At 72.5% G+C, this 18,488-nt stretch carries 23 protein-coding genes and 1 pseudogene; 16 read left to right on the forward strand and 8 right to left on the reverse strand.

Annotation, left to right across the window (positions count from 1 at the left end):
- Positions 1-5: 5 nt before the first annotated feature.
- Positions 6-479 carry an anthrone oxygenase family protein gene (locus ACZ7OH_RS42930; protein WP_470286169.1) on the reverse strand — a complete coding sequence of 158 codons (474 nt, stop codon included), beginning with the start codon at positions 477-479 and terminating at the stop codon, positions 6-8.
- Between the two features lie 50 nt (positions 480-529).
- Positions 530-802, reverse strand: a complete 273-nt coding sequence (locus ACZ7OH_RS42935; RefSeq protein ID WP_470286170.1) for a helix-turn-helix transcriptional regulator — start codon at positions 800-802, stop codon at positions 530-532.
- A 150-nt stretch (positions 803-952) separates the two neighbouring features.
- Between ACZ7OH_RS42935 and ACZ7OH_RS42940 the strand changes: the two genes are divergently transcribed.
- Entirely contained in the window at positions 953-1,522 is a 570-nt protein-coding gene (locus tag ACZ7OH_RS42940) for a GNAT family N-acetyltransferase (RefSeq protein ID WP_470286171.1), read from the forward strand.
- A gap of 3 nt (positions 1,523-1,525) precedes the next feature.
- Here ACZ7OH_RS42940 and ACZ7OH_RS42945 read toward each other — a convergent pair whose 3' ends face one another.
- Both ACZ7OH_RS42945 and ACZ7OH_RS42950 read right to left on the reverse strand, forming a co-directional pair.
- Positions 1,526-3,202: an MOSC domain-containing protein gene (locus ACZ7OH_RS42945; protein WP_470286172.1), complete on the reverse strand. Its 1,677-nt coding sequence runs from the start codon at positions 3,200-3,202 to the stop codon at positions 1,526-1,528.
- An 11-nt stretch (positions 3,203-3,213) separates the two neighbouring features.
- Positions 3,214-3,738, reverse strand: a complete 525-nt coding sequence (locus ACZ7OH_RS42950; protein ID WP_470286173.1) for a CGNR zinc finger domain-containing protein — start codon at positions 3,736-3,738, stop codon at positions 3,214-3,216.
- Between the two features lie 67 nt (positions 3,739-3,805).
- Here ACZ7OH_RS42950 and ACZ7OH_RS42955 point away from each other — a divergent pair, with 67 nt between their 5' ends.
- Genes ACZ7OH_RS42955 through ACZ7OH_RS42965 form a run of 3 tightly spaced genes read left to right on the forward strand, consistent with a single transcriptional unit; the run spans position 3,806 to position 5,814 of the window.
- Positions 3,806-4,675, forward strand: coding sequence for a DUF427 domain-containing protein (locus ACZ7OH_RS42955; RefSeq protein WP_470286174.1), 870 nt, complete (start codon positions 3,806-3,808; stop codon positions 4,673-4,675).
- Position 4,676: 1 nt separating this feature from the next.
- Entirely contained in the window at positions 4,677-5,390 is a 714-nt protein-coding gene (locus ACZ7OH_RS42960; RefSeq protein ID WP_470286175.1) for an SDR family oxidoreductase, read from the forward strand.
- Complete coding sequence (locus tag ACZ7OH_RS42965; protein WP_470286176.1) at positions 5,374-5,814, forward strand: VOC family protein; 441 nt, start codon at positions 5,374-5,376, stop codon at positions 5,812-5,814. The genes ACZ7OH_RS42960 and ACZ7OH_RS42965 overlap by 17 nt, the downstream gene beginning before the upstream one ends.
- Here ACZ7OH_RS42965 and ACZ7OH_RS42970 read toward each other — a convergent pair.
- The 3 genes from ACZ7OH_RS42970 to ACZ7OH_RS42980 all read right to left on the reverse strand — a co-directional run bounded on the left by ACZ7OH_RS42970 (position 5,799) and on the right by ACZ7OH_RS42980 (position 8,228).
- A complete protein-coding gene (locus tag ACZ7OH_RS42970; RefSeq protein ID WP_470286242.1) occupies positions 5,799-6,578 on the reverse strand; it encodes a glycoside hydrolase family protein in 780 nt (259 codons plus the stop codon). The two genes, ACZ7OH_RS42965 and ACZ7OH_RS42970, sit on opposite strands and share 16 nt — an antisense overlap.
- A gap of 115 nt (positions 6,579-6,693) precedes the next feature.
- On the reverse strand, positions 6,694-7,686 hold the full coding sequence (locus ACZ7OH_RS42975) for a LuxR C-terminal-related transcriptional regulator (protein ID WP_470286177.1): 993 nt from the start codon (positions 7,684-7,686) through the stop codon (positions 6,694-6,696).
- Positions 7,687-7,928: 242 nt separating this feature from the next.
- Positions 7,929-8,228, reverse strand: a complete 300-nt coding sequence (locus ACZ7OH_RS42980; protein WP_470286178.1) for an AfsR/SARP family transcriptional regulator — start codon at positions 8,226-8,228, stop codon at positions 7,929-7,931.
- 77 nt (positions 8,229-8,305) lie between these two features.
- On the opposite strand from ACZ7OH_RS42980, the gene ACZ7OH_RS42985 reads away from it, so the two are divergent.
- From ACZ7OH_RS42985 to ACZ7OH_RS43035, 11 genes and pseudogenes are all read left to right on the forward strand, one after another.
- Positions 8,306-8,869 (forward strand): hypothetical protein, encoded by a 564-nt coding sequence (locus ACZ7OH_RS42985; protein ID WP_470286179.1) that lies wholly within the window; start codon positions 8,306-8,308, stop codon positions 8,867-8,869.
- 32 nt (positions 8,870-8,901) lie between these two features.
- Positions 8,902-9,273 (forward strand): STAS domain-containing protein, encoded by a 372-nt coding sequence (locus ACZ7OH_RS42990; RefSeq protein ID WP_470286180.1) that lies wholly within the window; start codon positions 8,902-8,904, stop codon positions 9,271-9,273.
- A 761-nt stretch (positions 9,274-10,034) separates the two neighbouring features.
- Positions 10,035-10,439 carry a DUF5994 family protein gene (locus ACZ7OH_RS42995; protein ID WP_470286181.1) on the forward strand — a complete coding sequence of 135 codons (405 nt, stop codon included), beginning with the start codon at positions 10,035-10,037 and terminating at the stop codon, positions 10,437-10,439.
- Between the two features lie 302 nt (positions 10,440-10,741).
- A complete protein-coding gene (locus ACZ7OH_RS43000) occupies positions 10,742-10,900 on the forward strand; it encodes a DUF6307 family protein (RefSeq protein WP_400892064.1) in 159 nt (52 codons plus the stop codon).
- A gap of 119 nt (positions 10,901-11,019) precedes the next feature.
- Positions 11,020-11,688, forward strand: a complete 669-nt coding sequence (locus ACZ7OH_RS43005; protein ID WP_470286182.1) for a hypothetical protein — start codon at positions 11,020-11,022, stop codon at positions 11,686-11,688.
- Between the two features lie 104 nt (positions 11,689-11,792).
- On the forward strand, positions 11,793-12,284 hold the full coding sequence (locus ACZ7OH_RS43010) for a hypothetical protein (protein WP_470286183.1): 492 nt from the start codon (positions 11,793-11,795) through the stop codon (positions 12,282-12,284).
- Positions 12,285-12,293: 9 nt separating this feature from the next.
- A complete protein-coding gene (locus tag ACZ7OH_RS43015) occupies positions 12,294-13,232 on the forward strand; it encodes a GNAT family N-acetyltransferase (protein ID WP_470286184.1) in 939 nt (312 codons plus the stop codon).
- A 162-nt stretch (positions 13,233-13,394) separates the two neighbouring features.
- Positions 13,395-13,487 (forward strand): annotated as a pseudogene (locus tag ACZ7OH_RS43020) (IS5/IS1182 family transposase); the annotation flags it as partial.
- A 147-nt stretch (positions 13,488-13,634) separates the two neighbouring features.
- Positions 13,635-15,074 (forward strand): FAD-dependent oxidoreductase, encoded by a 1,440-nt coding sequence (locus tag ACZ7OH_RS43025; RefSeq protein ID WP_470286243.1) that lies wholly within the window; start codon positions 13,635-13,637, stop codon positions 15,072-15,074.
- Positions 15,071-16,105, forward strand: coding sequence for a hypothetical protein (locus ACZ7OH_RS43030; RefSeq protein ID WP_470286185.1), 1,035 nt, complete (start codon positions 15,071-15,073; stop codon positions 16,103-16,105). Before ACZ7OH_RS43025 ends, ACZ7OH_RS43030 begins: the two co-directional genes overlap by 4 nt.
- Positions 16,106-16,133: 28 nt before the next feature.
- Positions 16,134-16,733, forward strand: coding sequence for a TetR/AcrR family transcriptional regulator (locus ACZ7OH_RS43035; RefSeq protein ID WP_470286186.1), 600 nt, complete (start codon positions 16,134-16,136; stop codon positions 16,731-16,733).
- A gap of 4 nt (positions 16,734-16,737) precedes the next feature.
- Here ACZ7OH_RS43035 and ACZ7OH_RS43040 read toward each other — a convergent pair whose 3' ends face one another.
- Complete coding sequence (locus ACZ7OH_RS43040) at positions 16,738-17,652, reverse strand: SDR family oxidoreductase (RefSeq protein ID WP_470286187.1); 915 nt, start codon at positions 17,650-17,652, stop codon at positions 16,738-16,740.
- A gap of 97 nt (positions 17,653-17,749) precedes the next feature.
- On the opposite strand from ACZ7OH_RS43040, the gene ACZ7OH_RS43045 reads away from it, so the two are divergent.
- On the forward strand, positions 17,750-18,430 hold the full coding sequence (locus tag ACZ7OH_RS43045; protein WP_470286188.1) for a TetR/AcrR family transcriptional regulator: 681 nt from the start codon (positions 17,750-17,752) through the stop codon (positions 18,428-18,430).
- Positions 18,431-18,488 lie beyond the last annotated feature (58 nt).

The following is an 18,488-nucleotide window of genomic DNA, read 5'->3' on the forward strand; positions in this document are numbered from 1 at the left end:
GCCGTTCAGCTGGATCCAGAGTAGGCCTGGTGATCACCGGGGACATCCGACCTGAGTCGGGCGATGGCGGCCAGGGTCGCGCCGGCGAGGGCCAGGCCGGTGCGGACCCAGTTCACCGCGTTCCACGTCGCCAGCGCGGAGGCGACTTCGCCGGGTGGGAACGCGGGGTCGAGCATCGCGGAGTTGGCGGGGACGAAGTAGAGCAGCAGCGCGAAGGTCCCGGCGAGGCACGCGGTCGCCGCCGCCCAGAGACGAGCCGGGCGGTGGTGCTTCGCGGCGCTGTACGTGGTGATGCCCAGGAGGATCAGGGACGCCAGTTCGAACGGGAAGACCGTCAGGCCGGTGATCGGCCCTTCAGTTGCGAAGCGAGCCAGGAACACCTCCGGCGGCGCGGCCCGCCAAGACGGCACGATGACGGTCTGGCTGACCAGCGCACCACCTGCGAACGCGGCGGTGGCGGCCGTCGAGAGGGTCCTCATACCGCTTTGACGGGTCTCCGCCCGCCTCTGTGACGGGAGTCGACAAATCGTCAGCCGAACGCGGTGACGAGCTTGGCCAACGCGCTGCAGGCGGTCGCGGAGGTGTAGGGCCCGAGGGCGGCGACCTCGAACGGCGTGAAGCTCATCGGCGGGAGCCGGGTCGGCATCGTGGGCCGGTAGCCGCCGCCAGTGCCGCGCTTGACCTCGATCGGGATGCCCGCCGCGCGCAGGCGCGTGACGTCGCGCTCGATCGTGCGCACCGTCGTCCCGGTGCGCTCGGCCAGGGCCCGGCCGGTGACGAACCGGGGTGCCCGGGCGCGCATCTCCTCGATCAGCGCGTGCTGGCGCTCGACCAGCGGGACGCCTGGTGGAGCTTGGTCATCCCGGGGTAGCGGCCGGAGCCGACGAGCCGGTCCATGCGGGTCCCCCTGACCGACGTGGCGTTGTCGGAAATCCGATCCTACGGTGACTGCATGCTCTCGATCCGTCCTGCCACGCGCTTCGAAGACGTCGCCGCGATCCTCAACCCCAGCGGGAACGACCGCGCCTGCTGGTGCCTCGCCTACCGGATCACCTCGGCCGAGTACAGCGCGTTGCGCGGCGAGCAACGGGCCGAGCGGGTCCGCGGGCTCTGCGCGGACGAGCCGGCGCCGGGCGTGCTCGCCTACGACGGCGAGACGCCCGCCGGGTGGTGCGGTGTCTCGCCGCGCTCGACCATGGAACGGCTGAAACGGTCGCGGACGATGCCCCCGCTCGACGACCTGCCGGTCTGGAGCGTCGTGTGCTTCGTGGTCCGCGCGCCCTACCGGCGAAGCGGGGTGTCCGCGGCCCTGCTCGCGGGCGCGGTCGACTACGCGCGGGAGTGCGGTGCGCCGGCGGTGGAGGGCTACCCGGTCGACACCGAGGGCGAGCGCATCTCGTCGAGCGCGGCCCACGTCGGCACGACGACGCTGTTCGAGGCGGCGGGCTTCGAGCGCGTCCGCCCGACCGACGCGCGCGCCGACCGCCGGGTCCGCTGGCTCATGCGGCTCGACCTCCGCTGACTTCTACAGGTCCAGGACGACGTCCTCGCGCGGGCGGGAGCAGCAGACGAGCGCTTCGCCCGCCGCCGGGGCTTCGAGGGGCTCGGGGGCGTACGCCACCCGGCCGGACAGCACCGGTGTCACGCACGTGTGACACACGCCGGTGCGGCACGACCAGCGCGTCGGCACGTCGCACGCCTCCGCGAACTCCAGCAGGCTCGGGTACCGCTCGCTCCACGGCACCGTGAGCCCGCTGCGCGCGAACGTCACCGCCGGTCCGGTCCCCGCCGCGCCCGCGGGCACGTGCGGCGTCTTCCGGACGACCCCGGTCAGCCCCGGGTTGATCGCCGACACCCCGCCGAACAGTTCACTGTGGACACGGGCCGCGTCGAAGCCCAGGGACACCAGGGCTTCCCGCATTGCCGTCATGAACGCGTCCGGGCCGCAGAGGTAGGCGGTACCGTCGGCCGGAAGGTCCAATGTGGACAGCTTGTCGGGCGTCAGGCGGCCGCTCTCCGCTGTGTAGAAGACGTGCTCACGGCCGTGGGGCAGGCTGGCCACCAGCCGGTGGGCCTCGGCCGCGAACGCGTGCTCGGCCGCCGTGCGGGTGGTGTGCACCCAGCAGACCTGCCGCGGGCTCCGGCCGGCCGCGAGCGCGTGCAGCATCGCCAGCACCGGCGTCACGCCGATGCCCGCCGACAGCAGGACCACCGGCCGGTCGTCGTCGGCCAGGACGAAGTCGCCGCGCGGCGCCGCGACCTCCACCACCGCGCCCGGCGCCAGCTTCTCGTGGAGGTAGCTGCTGACCACGCCGTCCCGCTTCACGCTGATGCGGTATTCGCGGTCCGACGGCGTCGCCGACAGCGAGTAGCTGCGGACCGGTGCCGGGTCGCCCGCGCCGGGGACGCGCAGCGTGAGGTACTGGCCCGGCTCGGGCCGGGGGAGCGGCTCGCCGTCGTCGGCGGCCAGGTGGATCGACGCGACCGTCGTGCTCTCGGGCACCACCCGGGCCACGCGCAGCTGCCGGAACCCGCGCCACCCGCTCGGTGCGACAGCGGCCCGCTCCGCGAGGAGGTCGCGGAACGACGCCTGCCAGCCGGGGCTCAGCGCGGGGATGTCGACGGCCTTGCGGAGCGCGTCGTGGTCGCGCCCCGGCAGGTAGAGCAGGGCGTCGATGTCCGCGACGCTCAGTTCGTGGCGGCCGGTGCGGGTGCGGACGATCTCGTCGCCCGCCCGGACGTGGCCTTCGGTGATGACGCGCAGGTAGAAGCCGGGCCGGTGGTGCGCGACCAGCAGCGACGGCATCCGCGGCTCGCCCAGGCGCATGCCGACGCGGAAGCACGTGACCCGCGGCTGGGTGACCTCGAACTCGGCTTCGCCGATCCGGTACCGGTCGCCGATGTGCACCTCGTCGTCGGGCAGGCCGTCGACGGTGAAGTTCTCGCCGAACTGGCCGTCCTCGAGGTCGTCGCGGCCGAGGAAGTCCCGCCAGTGTTCGTAGGACTGGCGCTGGTAGACGAGCACCGCGCGGTTCTCGCCGCCGTGGCCGCCCAGGTCGCCCTGGCCGTCGCCGTCGACGTTGAGCCGGCGCACCATCCGGCGCCCCTCGACCGGGTACTTGAAGATTCCCGTGTGGACGGTCCGCCCCTCCCAGGGCACGTCCCGCGGCATCCCGACGTTCAGTGACACCAACCGGGCCATGGTCGTCTCCTTCAGTCCGCCGCGGTGCGGGAGCGCTGGTAGTGGCGCCGGGCCTTCATCCGGTTGCCGCACACGGCCATCGAACACCAGCGGGCGCTGTTGGGCTTGCTGTGGTCGATCAGGAACAGCCGGCACTCCGGGTTGGCGCACGGGCGCAGCCGGCCGGGGCTCGACTTGGCGAGCGCGTCCCACGCGAGGACGGCCCGCGCGGCGGCGGACCTCCCGGCCGGGACGTCGAGGACCCACTCGACGCCGTCGTCACCGAAAGCCGCCCGGTAGGTCACGTCGTCGACGAACCGGGCCGCGGCCGCCGGCGCCTCCTGGCCGCGCACGATCCCCTGCAGCGCGGCCCGCGCGTCGAGCAGCGCGCGGTGCTCGTCGCCGGTGGCCGGCTGCCCGTGGGCGGCGAGCCACTCCCGGGCCGCCGCCGGGTCGGCCAGGTCGTCCTCGGGGACGCCGTCGCGCACCGGGGTCGTGTTGAGCAGGTCCAGGAGCAGCATCTCGTCGGTCATCTTCTGCCTAACCTCCAAACTCACCCTTGACAGGTTACAGCACCGGTGCTTGCATGTCTAACCATCAAAGTCGAGTAGAAAGGTTAGGCAGATGGGACTGGCCTGGCAGCAAGGACCACTGGCCACGCGAGCGGTGGGGCACTTCCTGGTCGAACAGCCGCTGCCCGAGCGGCTGCTCTTCGCCGAACCGCTGCGGCGCCGGATGCGCGTGCGGTTCGGCGACGAGTGGGTGGCCGACAGCGAGGACGTCGTCCTGCTGCACGAGCCCGGCCGCTACCCGGTGGCGTACTTCCCGCTCGCCGACGTCCGCGCCGACGTGCTCGCCGCGGAGAACCGGACGACGACGCACCGCGAGCTCGGGCCGGCCGAGTGGTTCACCGTCCACGCGGGCGACCGGCAGGCGCCGCGCGCGGCGTGGCGGTACACCGGCCTCCCCGGGCACGCGGACGTGCTGCGCGACCGCGTCGCCTTCGCCTGGCGGGCGATGGACGCCTTCTACGAGGAGGACGAGCGGATCGTCGGGCACGCGGCCGACCCGTACCACCGCATCGACATCCGCCAGACCTCGCGCCACCTCGTCGTCCGCGACGGCGACCGCGTCGTCGCCGAGACCCGGCGCCCGGTCGTGCTCTACGAGTCCGGCTTCGCGCCCCGCTGGTACGTGCCGCGCGAGGACATCGACATGACGGCGCTGACGCCGGTCGAGGGCGAGACGTTCTGCCCGTACAAGGGACTGGCCGGCTACTTCGACATCGGCTCCGGCAAGCGCGCGGCCTGGTCGTACCCCGAAGCGTGGCCCGAGGTCGGGCGGGTGTCCGGGTTCGTGTCGTTCGAGCCGGACGTCGTCGACGTGACCCTCGACGGCCGCAAGCTGGCCCTCGAGCCGGGTCAGACCGTCACCCCGCACGGCGTCGACCGCGGCCTGGACCCGGACGAGCTGCTGCTCCGGAAGGGGAACTGAGATGGATGCGTTGAAGGACCGCACGGTGCTGGTCGTCGGCCGAGGCAGCGGCATCGCCCGCGCGGTGACGCTCGCCGTCCGCGAGGCCGGGGCCGCGGTCGTGGTCGCGGGGCGCGACGAGACGGCCCTGGCCGCGGCTTACGACGATCCGGGCGTCACGGCGGCCACCGTCGACCTGACCGACGAAGCTTCGGTCGCCGCGCTGGCCGAGCGGCTCGGCCGGGTCGACCACGTCGTCTCGACGGCGTCGGCCCGGGCCCGCGGCGCGGTGGGCGAGCTCGCCCACGACGTCGTGCTCCGGTCGTTCGACGTCAAGGTGCTCGGTCCGCTGTTGCTGGCCAAGCACTTCGCGCCCCGGCTGCCCGAAGACGGCTCGTTCGTGTTCTTCTCGGGATCGTCGGCGCGCAAGCCCGCCGTCGGCATGCTCGCCGTCGGGGCGACGAACGCCGCGGTCGACGCGCTGACCCGGGGGCTCGCGGTGGAGCTGGCGCCGATCCGGGTGAACGCGGTGTCGCCCGGCACGATCGACACCGGCGCCTACGACGCGCTCGGAGCCGAGAAGAAGGCGGCGTTGTTCGCCGCGCGTGCGGCCACGAGCCCCGCGCGGCGCGTCGGCCGGCCCGAAGAGATCGCCGAAGCCGTCGTCTTCGCGCTCGGCAGTACGTTCTTGACCGGGGTCTCGCTCGGCGTCGACGGGGGTGAGCCCCTTGTCTGAGTTCAGCTTGGAAGTGCTCACGCTGCCGGTCGCCGACGTCGACCGGGCCGTGCGGTTCTACACCGGGCAGGTGGGCTTCGGCCTCGACGTCGACTACGCGCCGCACGCGGGTTTCCGGGTCGTCCAGCTGACCCCGCCGGGGTCGGCGGCGTCGGTCCAGCTCGGCGTCGGCCTGACCGCCGCGGCCCCCGGCTCGGCGCGGGACCACTACCTGGTGGTCGCCGACATCGAGGCGGCCCACGACGAACTGGCCGGTCGCGGCGTGCCGGTGGGCGCGCTGCGGCACAAGAAGTCCGTGGACTGGCAAGGGGATTTCGCGCCCGGCGTCGATCCGGACCGGCGCGACTACGCGAGCTTCTTCGCCTTCGCCGACCCGGACGGCAACACGTGGACCGTCCAGGAACGCGGTCACCTCGCCCGGTAGGCGACGCCGCTCGCGTTCGGTGTCGTCCCCGAGTACAGCCCGGTCGGGGACGTCGACGTCGACAGCGAGAACCACGCGTACCGCTCGACGTACGACTGCCCTTCCAGCATCGCCGTGGAGCGGGTGATGAAGTCCGTCTGCTGCGCCGACGACGGGTAGCGCGGGGCCGAGCCGGAGAAGTCGATCAGCGCGTACTCGGTCAGCCAGATCGGGAGGTGGTAGCGGTCGTGCACCCGCTGCAGGTACGACTGCAGCTGCCCGGTCGCCGCCGTCGAGAAGTCGCCGCCGTACCAGTGCAGCGGGATGAAGTCGACGCGGTAGCCGCGCGCGGCCGCGCCGCTCAGGAAGCGGTCGAGCCAGCCGCCCGCGACGTCGCCGCCGTACGCCACCGCGGGCGCGCCCAGCCTCAGGCCGGTGGACTGCAGCCGCGGCCACAGGTCGAGCGCCGTCTCCACGGACATGCTCGCCTGGCCCGCCAGGTCGGGTTCGTTGAAGGCCAGCAGCGTGCTGCCCGCGGCTTTCGCGCGGTCGAGCTGGTCCTGCGTGACCGAGTCCGGGCCCCAGATCATCGGCACGAACTCGGTGCCGGACGGGACCGCGATGCCCTGCGGGTCGGCGGCCCACGTGTAGAACCAGCGGGCCCCGACGTCCGCGAGCGCGGTGGCGGCACCGGGGTACGGGTTGGCGCTGACGCCCTTCTTGCCGGTGGCCGCGGACGCGGGGACGGCGAGCGCGAGCAGGACGACGGCGACGATGGCGAGCATCTTCTTCACGAGCCGCTCCTCGGTCGACGGGGGACATCCTGGATAACGCCCGGCGCGCCCGGGCGGCAAGATCGCGGCGGCACCGGGGGTGCGCGGGGGAACCGGCCGTGCCCGATCAGCGGGCCAGGTGCTTGCGGACGTCCTCGGCCACGGCGGCGCGGCCGCTCATCCGGTACTTGGCCAGGATGTTGCGCACGTGCGTCTTGACGGTGTGCGGACTGACGCCCAGCTCGCGGGCGATCCGCTCGTTCGGCAGGTCGCTGCCGAGCAGCACCGCGACGCCCTGTTCGGCGGCGGTGAGCGACCGGAACCGTTCCTCGGGCCCGTTGTCGATGTTGAGCGTCAGCTCGACGAGGTCCGACTGCAGCTGCTGGCAGTCGGTGACGATGCGCCGCAAGGCCTCGCGCAGCGCGTCCGCGTCCGGCTTCGCGAGGGCGTCCTGGGCCCGCTGCCGGACGTCGGCCACCCGCGACGACAGGAACTCGACGACGTGGTCGGCGGTGACGAGCGGCGGCACGCCGGCGGCGTCGGCGGGCAGCCGCCGCAGCGCGTCGAGGTTTTCGGCTTCCGTCGTCAGCACGCGGGCGACCAGATCGGCCAGCCATTCGAACGCGCGGACGGAGTTGTCGTCGAAGGTGTCCGGCCGGTAGCTCTGCATGGACATCATGCCGAAGACCACCGGCTCGCCCGTGCGGCCGCGGCGGAACAGCGGCGTGGTGACGGCGTCGGCCGACGCGCGGCTGGTGTCGCCGGACGCGACGCCGGCGTTGAGCGCGGCGCCGTTGTCGTACTGCATCCGGTAGGTCTGGCGGTGCTTGAGGAGCCAGGCGGCCTGGCCGTGCGGGCCGTAGATGTGCGACTCCGGATCGGTGTACATGCCGCCGTCGTAGCCGTACGGGTAGCGGACGCGGTTCGCGCCGTGGAAGAAGCCGACGTAGAAGTGGTCCACCGGAACGATCTTGCTCATCACGGCCCGGGCGTAGTCGTAGAGACCGTAGTGGTCGCCGCGGTAGTTGGCGTCGATCTTGTGGAACGCCTCCCGCAGGATCAGCGTCGTCTCGGCGTCGACCCGCAGCCGGGCCCGCTCGTCCGGGTCGTCAGGTGGCACCCGGCCATCATCCTCCCGGTGCGCCCGCGCGATGAGGCCGCGCGCGGTTTCCGTCACCCCGCGAGCGATGGAACCGCGGCCGGTGCGCTGCCACCGTGGACGGGTTCACCGAACGAGGGAGGAGTGCCGTGGAGACCCATTCAATGCGAATCCCGTCAGCGCCGAGCCGATTCCGTGCGAATTCACCGTGATTCGGCGAAGAACCGCCGGATGATTCGCCGGACCATTCCCGGAAACCACCGTCAGTGCGTGGTCATGTGCGGCAGGAGGTGACGGAGGGACTCCGACGGTTCCAGTCCCAGTTCCTCGCGCAACGTCCCGCGGCACTGCTCGTACTGGTGCTGGGCCGCCGCGCGGTTGCCGGCCGCGAGGTGGGCGTCGATCAGCACGCGGTGCGCGCTCTCCCGCAACGGTTCCGCGCGCACCGCCGCCAGGCCGGCCGCCACCGCCTCGCCGTGGCGGCCCGCCGTGGTGAGCCGCTTCGCCATGGCCTCCAACGCGTACAGCCGCAGCTGGTGGTACTGCTCCTGCTCGATGAGCACCCACTCGTTGTCCGACGGCCGAGTCCGTCTTGCCCTCGCCGACCTGGCCCTGCACCTCGGCCTTGACCTCGGCGGGCTTGCCCGAGTCCGCGAACTCGTCGGCCTCTTCGAGGTTCTTCGGCGCCTTCTCGGCGATGGCCTTCTCGACGGCCTTGACGAACGCGTCCTGCGGCGACGTCGCTTCCTTGCCCGCCGACGGGTGCGACCGCGCGACCGTGTGCTTCTTGTGCGCGACGTCCTTCTTCAGCACCGCGAACTTCGGGTCCGTGGCCGGGCCCCGCGCCAGGCCCGCCGCCACCGCGCCGTTGCCGACCTTGTCCTGCGACTCCTTGCGCGACGGGTCGACCGGCGGCTTCTTGTCACCGGCTCGCAGCGCCGCCAGGGCCGCGGCGTTGGACGGCGGCAGCGGCAGCGGGGGCGGCTTCGGCCGCGAAGGCCGGTCCTTCAGCGCCACCGGCGTAGTCGTGGCCGGCGCCGTCGTCACCGCGGGGAGCTTCGCTCGATCCCTCGGTGGCGGCGGTGGCATGGGCCGGCTCTCCTCCCGCGGCGGGAACCCTCGGACAGCGTCGCAGCCGGCCGTCACCAGGACGTCGCGGGAACGTCAGCGCGGTGGGAGTTTGAGCCGCCGGAGAAGTGGGTAGGCGCAGGGGAAGGCGAGCGACCGGAGGTGAAGGTGACCGCTGACGGAGGCCGGGTCCGGCCCCAGGACCTGCTGCACGTGACGGTGCACCGACCCGACGGCGGGACCGAGGTGCTCGAAGTGGCCGGCGAAGTCGACCTGCTCAGCGTTCAGGTCCTGGACGACGGGCTCGTCGCGGCCGTCGCCCGCGAGCCGGCGCTGCTCGTCATCGACCTGACCGGGGTGTCCTTCCTCGCCTCCGTCGGCATGACGGTCCTGCTCAAGGCGCACCGCGACGCCGGCAGCAGCACCAAGCTGCGGGTCGTGGCGCCCGGGCGCAGCACCGTGGGCCGGGCCCTGGAGCTGACCGGCTTGACCGAGGCACTGGCGGTCACCGGCACCCGCGCGGACGCGCTCTCCGGCTGACGTCCCGACCGCCTGCGAATGGGTCACCGGCCGCGCGGCTCGACTACGCCGGCCGTGTCCTCGGCAGCGGCCAGCCGCAGGACCACCTCACGCTTGGCGCGATGGACAGCCGGCCCACCGCGGTGAACCCGGCCCCGGGCACGAGTGCGTGCCCTGGCGAACGGGGGTGCGTGAGCCCGGTCGTGCGGGTAGTCCGGTGCGCGGTGCTGGAAGGCGAGGATCGCGGGGTTGCGGATCGTGCCGTCCCGGATCTCCACGGCGCGCCGGACGGTTTCGCCATAGTCCTAAGTGGACTGGCCGGAAAGGACCGTCGGCAACAGTGGCAGCAGGGCTTCGCCGATCTCCCAGGTCGCCGAGTTCCATCGGCCGGGCGAACGTCGTGGGCCGGGCCCAGCTGAAGCCCGCGCTGAGGCCGCGCGCGGTGAGGATGTCGACGTCCCCGAAGCCGATCACCACGGCCCGCAGCACGGCGCGGTCTTCGCGAATCGGCTTGGCCGGCAACACGACGTCGTACCCGGCGATGAGCTGCTCGCGCGTGCGCAGTGGCCGCCAAGTGTTCGTCGGCGCCTTTGCCAGGACCCAGTCCTGACACACTCCGCGAGGGCCTCGTGTACGCTGGGTGGTGTCCGAGAGCATTTCGAGCGCGAGTGGTCGAACCTGCGCCGCCCTCGGCCCCAATCCGGCCGATTTCGACAGCCGGGGACGGGAGCACCGACATGTCGTCGGGCTCGAACACCCCATCACTTGCCACCGGACGACGCTTGCGGCTGAAGCCGGCGGGGCCCGCCACGGGACACGTCGACGGCGCGTGGTGGCCCAAGACCCAGGACCTGTCCGCCGAGCTTCCCCCGCTGCTCACGGCGGTGGCGGCCCGGCTGGGACGGATCGACCGGGTCACCTACCACCTCGGTGAATGGCCGGGGGCGCCCCGCCGGATCTCCGTCGACGACCAGGTCGTGCGGCTCGAGGGATTCCGGTCCCAGGCCACCGGCACGCTGACGGTGGTCGGCTGGGACCGCCACCGGTTGACGCTGGTGGTAGTCCCGCCGGAGACCGGCTCCGAGACCGCGGAGCACGTCCTCGCGACCGCCGCGAGCGAAGACAACACCGACGACAGCGCGCACCTGCTCGCCCCACGGGGCGGCCGAGTGCCGCAGCCCACCTGAACCACGCCACCTCCGGTGGCGTCCACGAAGGGATCGCCCGATCACTGCTTCCACTTTGGACAGTTCGCTGTTCAGCCACCCCATCGCCGAAGAGCCCCGGCCCGGCACGCTCACCACACCCCAGGACGTCCGGTACGGCGGCCTGTTCCGCCAGCCCGTGTACACCCCGGCGCCGTCTTCCGACGGTGCGCCCGGCCCGCAACGGCGGTCCGGCTCGGTGGCCCATGATCGTCCGGCCGCCGCTGACACCGGTTTTCGCCGCACTCCCACCCTCACGCACGCCAACCGGTGAAGGAACGACCATGACCACGCAAGCGGCTTTTGTCTCCCGATACGACCTGCGGGTCAAAGCGGTGCGGGACGTGCTGAAGGAGGACACGAAGCTGTCCGACACCGCCTGCGAGGCGCTCGCGGTGCGGCTGCTGAAGACCCTGGACACCACTCCGGAACGCATGCGGTGACCAACCGCCGCGCTCGCCGCCGGTCGGGAGCGCCCCCGGTTCACCGGTAAACCGGTGGTTCCCGCCACCGTCCCGCGCCTATCGTTTCGCCGTCAGCCGAAAGGTGGAGGGGAAACGACATGCGGCTCGCCGGGGTGCGGTGGCGGGCGTCGGTCAGCACAGCGCGGCTGGACGGCGCCGGCTACCGGGTCGTCCGCCCGTGGCGGCCGATCCGGGACGCCCTCCTGGAGGAGCACCGGTTCGGGGCGGAGTTCGCGGTCGGCAAGGCCGCGGCCGTCGACTTCGCCGCCGCCTGGTGGCTGGCCGCGCGGTCGCCGCACAGCCTCGTCCACCTGCCCCTGCGCACGCCCACGCCGGAGGGCCGGCCGCTCGACCTGGTGCTCCTGCACCACCGCCTCGGGTTCCGCGTGGCGAACTGGAAGCGGTTGCGAGCCCGGCTGTCCCCGCCCGCCGCGACCACCGTCACACTGCCGCCGCGGCCGTTCCCCGTCTTCGAGCGTGCGGACCACGACCGGTTCTTCCACCAGGACTTCCACGACCACCTGAGGTACGCCTTCGCCGCGGACACGCTGTTCCTCATCGGCAGCCGGCGCGCCTTCGAGCTCGCCGGCGAACAGGTCCGTTCCCTCGCCGAGGACGGCCCGGCCCAGCTCGACGCGGGTGTCCACTGGTGCGCGGAGATCGGGCTCGGCCCCTGGAAGCCGCACCACCGGCGGAACCCGGGCGCCCTGCTGCACGTCCACCTCCGCGAAGGCCGGTCGGCGCCGCAGGACTGGACCACCCCTTAGATACCCCTGGGGTAGCTCGGAGGACCCGGCGGGCGGAGGTACGATCGGCCGATTCGCAGCTACTTCGAAAGGCCTGTCCGTTGACTGAATCACTAGCGCAGCGGGTGAAAACGATCCGCATCGTCAACGGCCTGCGCCACCCGCTCCTGGCCGTCGTGGCCCGGTGCTCGGCGGAGTTCCTGGTGCGCCCCGGCGGCGAGCTCGAAATCCGCGAGACCGCTCCGCGCGGCGGGTACGTCGAGCTCACCCTCGACAACGAGGAACAGACCGGCCTCCGGATCGACACGGGCGAGACCGCGAAGATGGAGGTCCTCCTGGACGGCGAGCCGCAGCAGCTGCCGTCCGTCGTCTTGGACGGTCCGCGCGAGGCGGTTTGGCCGGACCACGAGGCCGCCTTCGGCAGCCTGCACGTCTTCGACACCCGATCGGGGCCCCGGACGGTGCGGCTCGAGGAGAAGAACGGCACCACTACCCTGGTGGGCGCCGGCCGCGAGCCGATCCGGTTCGCGGGCGTCGGCGTGAACGACTGCCCGACCGAGCTGATCATCGAGGCGGACGGGCTGCGCATCCGCGGCTCCCACGGTTCCGCGCGCTAGCCCGGAAAGGTGAGCGGACTACCGGTGTCGGCCGGGCAGGCGGTCGTGCGGCGGTTCACTGCCGCGGATGTGGCCGATTTCACCGCGTACCGCTCGGATCTCGACGTCGCCCGGTACCAGGGCTGGGACGCGCCGGTGCCGGAAGCGGACGCCCGGCAGCTCGTCGCCGAGTTCGCGGCCGCCGAAGAGGGCGCGCCCGGCTGGTTCCAGTACGCCGTCGAAGCCGGAGGGGTGCTGGTCGGAGACGTCGGCGTCTGCCTGGCGGACAACCGGATGCAGGCCGACCTGGGGTTCACCATCGCCCGCGCGCACCAGCGGCGCGGCTACGCGACCGAAGCCGTGCGGTGCGTGCTGGACCGGGTGTTCGCCGCCGGAGTCCGCCGCGTCTCGGCGGAGTGCGACGCGCGCAACACCGCGTCCGCGCGGCTGCTGGAACGGCTCGGGTTCACCCGGGAAGGCTTCCGCCGCCGGCACACGTGGCTCAAGGGCGAGTGGACCGACGACCTGCTGTTCGGCCTGCTGGCCGAGGACTGGAAAGGCGCCGCGCCCGGGCCGGCGATCTTCGCCTGCCGGCCCAACCTCCTCGTGGCCGACGTCGTCGCCAGCCTCGGCTTCTACGCGGACGCGCTGGGCTTCGATGTGGGCTGGCGCTGGTCGGACCGCCAGGGCCGGTTCCTGCACGATGGCGAGCCGCACGAGCCGGGTACCGCGCTGGTCGCCCGGGACAACGTCCAGCTCATGCTGACCCAGGTCCCGGGCGCGCACACGACCCGCCTGCACCTCGACGTCCACGCGGCCGCGCAGGTCGACCGGCTGTTCCGGGAGTGGCGCGAGCGCGGCGTGACGGTCGCGGAGCCGCCGTTCGTGCGGCCGTGGGGGATGTACGAAATGCGCCTGCTCGACCCGGACGGGAACGTCCTGCGGGTCAGCTCACCGCCGGCGTCCTAGAGCCTGTCCTCGAAGTGGGTGACGGCCACCTGCTTTGATCTTGGGCCGTGGTGCGCAGGCATGAGCTGACTGATGAGCAGTGGCAGGCGAACGAACCGTTACTTCCGGTGTCCGGCACGAAGGGGTGTCGAATCCGCCGGTCGGCCCCAGGTCGTCCGGCGCCGCGCCGCCTACGGACGCCGCGACATCGTCGAACGTTGCTTCAACCGCCTCAGACAGTTCCGCGCCATCGCCGCCCGGTTCGACAAGACCGCGACCTCCGACCGGAGCGTGATGACCTGGCCACCTTGCTCCTCTGACTGTCAGGACAGGCCCCAGCCACCCGGGCCCCTTGACACCCACGCCCACCCATTCATACATTCGTCGTCACTTTGTATGATCCGACGTGGGGAGTTGGTCCGCATGCGGCTCGGCAAGACCGCCGTCGTCCTCGGGGGCAGTGCCGCCGGGCTCTGCTCCGCCGGCGCGCTCGCGCCCTACTTCGACCGCGTGGTCGTCCTGGAACGCGATGAGCTGCCCGCCGGAGCCGAGCACCGCCGCGGGGTGCCGCAGAGCAAGCACCCGCACTTCCTGCTGAACTCGGGCCGCCGCGCGATCGGGGCGCTCTTCCCCGGCTTCGAAGCCGACCTCATCGCCGCCGGCGGGCTGCACCTCATGCCGTCCATGGACGCCGCCTACCTCGACGGCGTCGGCTGGTCCGCCCGCAAGCGCAGCGCGATGACCATGGTCTACAGCTCGCGGATCCTCATCGAACGCGTCCTGCGCGACAAGGTCCGCGAGCTGTCCAACGTCGTCATCCGCGAGGGTGTCGTGGTCACCGGCCTGACCGCGCGGGACGGCGGGATCACCGGCGTCGGCACCGACGGCGGCGACCTCGACGCCGACTTCGTCGTGGACGCCCTGGGCCGCGGCTCCTCCGTCGGTGCCTGGCTGGCGGCGGCCGGCTGGCCCGAACCGGAGACCAGGACGCTCGACGCCAAGGTCACCTACACCTCGCGCTGGTACGACCTCCCGGCGCCGCGGCCGGCGTCCTGGTGGTGGCGGCACCTGGTGATCATGCCCACCCCGGACAAGGGCGAGCACCCCGACGAACACGACTACCTGGTCAACTTCTTCCCGGTCGAGGGCGACCGGGTCATCGCCTGCATGGGGTCGTGGGGCCTGCCGATGCCGCGCACCACCGACGCGTTCGTCGAGACGGCCCGCCGGGTTCGGACGCCGCTGTTCGCGGCCGCGATGGACCGGTGCGAGCCCACTTCGGAAGTCCACCTGACCCGCTCGACGGGCAACAAGTGGCGGCGCTACGACCGCCTGCGCACCCCGCCGAAGGGCTTGGCGTTCGTCGGCGACTCGATCTGCGCGTTCAACCCCTTCTACGCCCAGGGCATCAGCTCCGCCGCCGGTTCGGCCCTGCTGCTGCGCGAACACCTCGCCCGCGCCGACCGGATCGACACCGCGTTCTCCGCGAAGTTCCTTGCCGCGCAACGGAAACTGCTGAACGTGCCCTGGCGCCTCGCGATGGCGCGGGACCAGGGGTACGAATGCGCGGAGGGCACCGAGAAGCCGCCCGAGTGGAAGCGCCGGATCCTCGCCGCCGTCTCCGCCCCGGCGTTCAGCCTCATCGTCGGGGCCGCGCGGGAGGACGAAGTCGTCGACGAGCACTTCGCCAAGGTGTTCAACCTCGACGAGTCGCTGGGGGACATGCTGCGCAACCCGCGTGTGCTCGCCGGGTTGGTGCGCTACCGCGTCCGCGCGGCGCTCGGCCGGCATCGGGTGCCGTTCGGGTTCGACGCCCAGGCCGAGCCGCCCGCCACGGACTATTCGACGGCGACCGCGCGATGAGCACGGCGTGCGGGCCGGACGCCGAAGCCGTCACCCGCGGGCTCGGCTTCGACTGCCACGACGTCTCGCCGGTCGCCTCGGTCCGCTTCCCCTGGGACCTGGCCCACTGGACGATGCCGTTGCTCGAACTGCTCGTCGTCGCCGGTGCCGTCTTCGCGCTGGTGCACGCCGTCCGCCGCTACCGCGCGGGCGACCCGGTCAACCTCGCGCTGTGGTGGGCTTCCCTGGTCTACCTCTTCGTCACCGAGCCACCGCTGTACTTCCCGGAGTGGTTCGGCCTCGACAAGCTGTACGGCTTCATCTTCGCCCACAACGAGTTCACCGTGCAGTTCATGGCGGACCGGCTGCCGCTCTACATCGTGGCGTTCTACCCGGCGTTCAGCCAGCTCGCCTACGAGGTGGTGCGGGCACTCGGGATCTTCCGGGGCCGCGGCCCGCTCGCCGGGTCGGTGGCGGTCGCCTTCGTCTGCCAGGTCTTCTACGAGGTCTTCGACCAGCTCGGCCCGCGGCTGAAGTGGTGGGCGTGGAACCCGGGCAACCGGATCGTCAACCAGCCGGCGCTGGCTTCGGTGCCGATGACCAGCATGCTGCTCTTCGCGTCGGTGTCCTTCGGCGCGCTGACCTACCTGGTGGTGCGGCTCGCCGGTGGTCCGCGACGCGGGTGGTCGCTGGTCTGGCGCACGGTCGTGGCCGGGGTGCTCGCCCCGCCGGCGATGGCGGTCGCCGGGATCCCGTCGAGCCTCTTCGACGGCAACGCAGGCGCGCAGGCCTGGATCCTCGGCGCCGAGCTGGCCCTGGTCTGGGTGGCGGGCGCCTGGCTCATCGCCACGAGCCGGGCGGACCGTCCGCCCGCGTCCGCCTTCGCGCGGGTCTATCCCGCTGCCTACCTGGGCGGGCTCGCGGTGTTCTGGCTCGCGGCGGACGGCGGCGGCCCGGCCGGGAGCGTCCTTTACGTGCTCGCCTGCTTCGCCGCGGCCGGGCTCGTGCTGGTCGCGCTGTACCGGAACGAGCGGGCCCCCGTTCCCGGCTGACGCCGTCCGGTCGGGGAAGATGGGACGCATGGGGCACCACGGCTGGCGGGGCAACCCACCCGGCACCGAAGACGAGGCACGCCGCCGGATCACCGACGCGGCGACGGCGTGCCTCGACCGCGTCGGCCTCGTCAAGACCAGCCTGTCCGACGTCGCCGCCGAGGCCGGGGTGACGCGGCAGACCGTCTACCGCTACTTCCCTAGCCTCAATGACATCCTGCGCGCGGTCGCCCTGGCCGGCGTCGAGGAGTTCGCCGGGCGGATGGAACGCCACCTGACGTCGTTCGGCAGCCCGGTCGAGGTCGCCGTGGAATCGGTGCTGTTCGCGGTCCGGACGCTGCCCGGTGAGCCCCACCTGGGGCTGCTCCTGCAGGCGGGCGCGGCCGAATTCTTCACCGAAGGCGTGCTGTCGCCGATGGCTTTCTCCTACGGCGCAACGATTCTCCGGAACGTGCCGGTCGACTGGACGGCCGCCGGCGTCACCACCGACGAGGACTTCGCGGGGCTGGCCGAAATCCTGATGCGCCTGTTCCTGTCGTACCTGCGGTACCCGTCGACCCCGCCGCTCACCGACGACGGGATCCGGGCGCTCGTCCGGCGGTGGATCGGACCGTCGCTGCGCGGGTGACGCCTCAGGCGTGGGCGGGCAGGGAGACGCCGGTGAGGCGTTCGGACTCGGTCCACAGCCGCTCGGCCACCGCCTTGTCGAGCGCGCGGCGCGTCGGCTTGGCGGTCTTCACCGGGCCGACCAGTCCCCAGCGGGGGCCGTAGTAGCCGCCGGGCACGGCGTCCGGGCTCGTCGCCGCGTACAGCAGGGGTTCCGCGCCCTGCTCGACCCCTTGGGACGGAACGAGTTTGAAGGCCAGCGAGGCGAGCGGGCCGGGGCTGCTGCCGTCCAGCTGCGGGCCCGAAGTCTGCAGGTTGGTGCGCGTGTAGCCGGGGTGCGCGCCGGTCGAGAGGAGCGGCCAGCCGCGCTCGGCCGCGATGTCCGCCAGCCGCAGCGTCAGCATCAGGTCGGCCAGCTTCGACTGGGCGTAGGCCCGGTTCGGGCTGTACTCGCGTTCCCACTGCAGGTCGTCGAAGCCGATCCGGCCGGCGTTGGCCATGCCGCTGCTCATCGTCGCCACCCGCGGGGCCGGTGCGGCGAGCAGCAGCGGGAGCAGGCGCACGGTCAGCGCGAACGGGCCGAGGTAGTTGCTGCCCAGCTGCAGCTCGAAGCCGTCGGCGGTCTCGACCCGCTGGGGCGGCGTCATCACGCCGGCGTTGTTGACGAGTAGGTCGAGGGGCCGGCCGTCGGCGATCAGCCCGTCGGCGAACTCGCGGACCGAGGCCAGGTCGGCGAGGTCGATCCGCCGGACCTCGAGCCGGGCGCCGGGGTGCTCGGCGAGGATGTCGCGGCGGGCCTGCTCGCCTTTCGCGGGCGTCCGGACGGCGAGGATCACGTCCGCGCCGGCCGCGGCCAGGCGCTTGGCGGCTTCCTTGCCGGTCCCGCTGTTGGCGCCGGTGACGACGGCGAGCTTTCCGTGCTGGTCAGGGACCTGGTACATGGCACACCTCTCTAAGTACCGCTGGTACGTTACGACACCCACGATAACGTACCGGCGGTTCGTTGACAACGTACCGGGGGTACGTAAGATGGGAGAGGTGAACTTCAAGCGCGCCCGCACCGACGAGCAACGAGCCGAGCGGCGGCGCGCGATCCTGGCCACCGCCGACGAGATGCTGACCGAGATGCCGGTCGCCAAGCTGAGCTTCAACGAGCTGAGCCGCCGGGTGTGCCTGGCCAAGGCGAACATCGTGCGGTACGTCGAGTCGCGCGAGGCGGTCCTGCTGGAACTGCTCGACCGGCACGTGCGCGACTGGATCGCCGAGCTGGCGGGCTCTTCCGTCGAGGAAGGTTCGCCCCGAGAACGCGGCGACCGGCTGGCGGCGGTGCTGGCCGAGTCGCTGGCGCGGCGGCCGGTGCTGTGCGACCTTTTCAGTTCCCAGGCGGCGGTGCTGGAGCACAACGTCTCGACCGAGGTGGCGCTCGAGCACAAGCGCGCGCTCCTGCGGGCGGTGGAGTCGCTGACCGCGGTGGTCCGCCGCCACCTGCCCGAGTTCGACGACCGGGCCGCGTACGAGCTGGTGGCGACGGCCAGCCTGGTCACGGCGGCGGCATGGCCGCACAGCCGGCCGTCGGAGGCATTGAAGGCGGCCTACGCGCTGGATCCGGCGGTGGCGGCTATGCGGGTCGACTTCACCGAGCTGGTGAGTAGGACCCTGGAAGTCACGATTTCAGGCTTGCTGGCGCGCGCAGAGTCGCGGCCCGCTGTCGCGGGCTGAGGTCGGGGAGCCGGGCGGCGCGCGAGCGCGACCGGCCCGCCGCGCCTGGGGAGTGGTG

It is taken from the genome of Amycolatopsis sp. NPDC114478, from assembly GCF_055633805.1.

What these genes read in the sequence shown, in the direction of transcription:
- ACZ7OH_RS42930 (WP_470286169.1), bottom strand. Translation starts at nt 479, where the DNA reads ATGAGGACCCTCTCGACGGCCGCCACCGCCGCGTTCGCAGGTGGTGCG.
- ACZ7OH_RS42935 (WP_470286170.1), bottom strand. Translation starts at nt 802, where the DNA reads ATGCGCGCCCGGGCACCCCGGTTCGTCACCGGCCGGGCCCTGGCCGAG.
- ACZ7OH_RS42940 (WP_470286171.1), top strand. Translation starts at nt 953, where the DNA reads ATGCTCTCGATCCGTCCTGCCACGCGCTTCGAAGACGTCGCCGCGATC.
- ACZ7OH_RS42945 (WP_470286172.1), bottom strand. Translation starts at nt 3,202, where the DNA reads ATGGCCCGGTTGGTGTCACTGAACGTCGGGATGCCGCGGGACGTGCCC.
- ACZ7OH_RS42955 (WP_470286174.1), top strand. Translation starts at nt 3,806, where the DNA reads ATGGGACTGGCCTGGCAGCAAGGACCACTGGCCACGCGAGCGGTGGGG.
- ACZ7OH_RS42960 (WP_470286175.1), top strand. Translation starts at nt 4,677, where the DNA reads ATGGATGCGTTGAAGGACCGCACGGTGCTGGTCGTCGGCCGAGGCAGC.
- ACZ7OH_RS42970 (WP_470286242.1), bottom strand. Translation starts at nt 6,578, where the DNA reads ATGCTCGCCATCGTCGCCGTCGTCCTGCTCGCGCTCGCCGTCCCCGCG.
- ACZ7OH_RS43000 (WP_400892064.1), top strand. Translation starts at nt 10,742, where the DNA reads ATGACCACGCAAGCGGCTTTTGTCTCCCGATACGACCTGCGGGTCAAA.
- ACZ7OH_RS43005 (WP_470286182.1), top strand. Translation starts at nt 11,020, where the DNA reads ATGCGGCTCGCCGGGGTGCGGTGGCGGGCGTCGGTCAGCACAGCGCGG.
- ACZ7OH_RS43025 (WP_470286243.1), top strand. Translation starts at nt 13,635, where the DNA reads ATGCGGCTCGGCAAGACCGCCGTCGTCCTCGGGGGCAGTGCCGCCGGG.
- ACZ7OH_RS43030 (WP_470286185.1), top strand. Translation starts at nt 15,071, where the DNA reads ATGAGCACGGCGTGCGGGCCGGACGCCGAAGCCGTCACCCGCGGGCTC.
- ACZ7OH_RS43035 (WP_470286186.1), top strand. Translation starts at nt 16,134, where the DNA reads ATGGGGCACCACGGCTGGCGGGGCAACCCACCCGGCACCGAAGACGAG.
- ACZ7OH_RS43040 (WP_470286187.1), bottom strand. Translation starts at nt 17,652, where the DNA reads ATGTACCAGGTCCCTGACCAGCACGGAAAGCTCGCCGTCGTCACCGGC.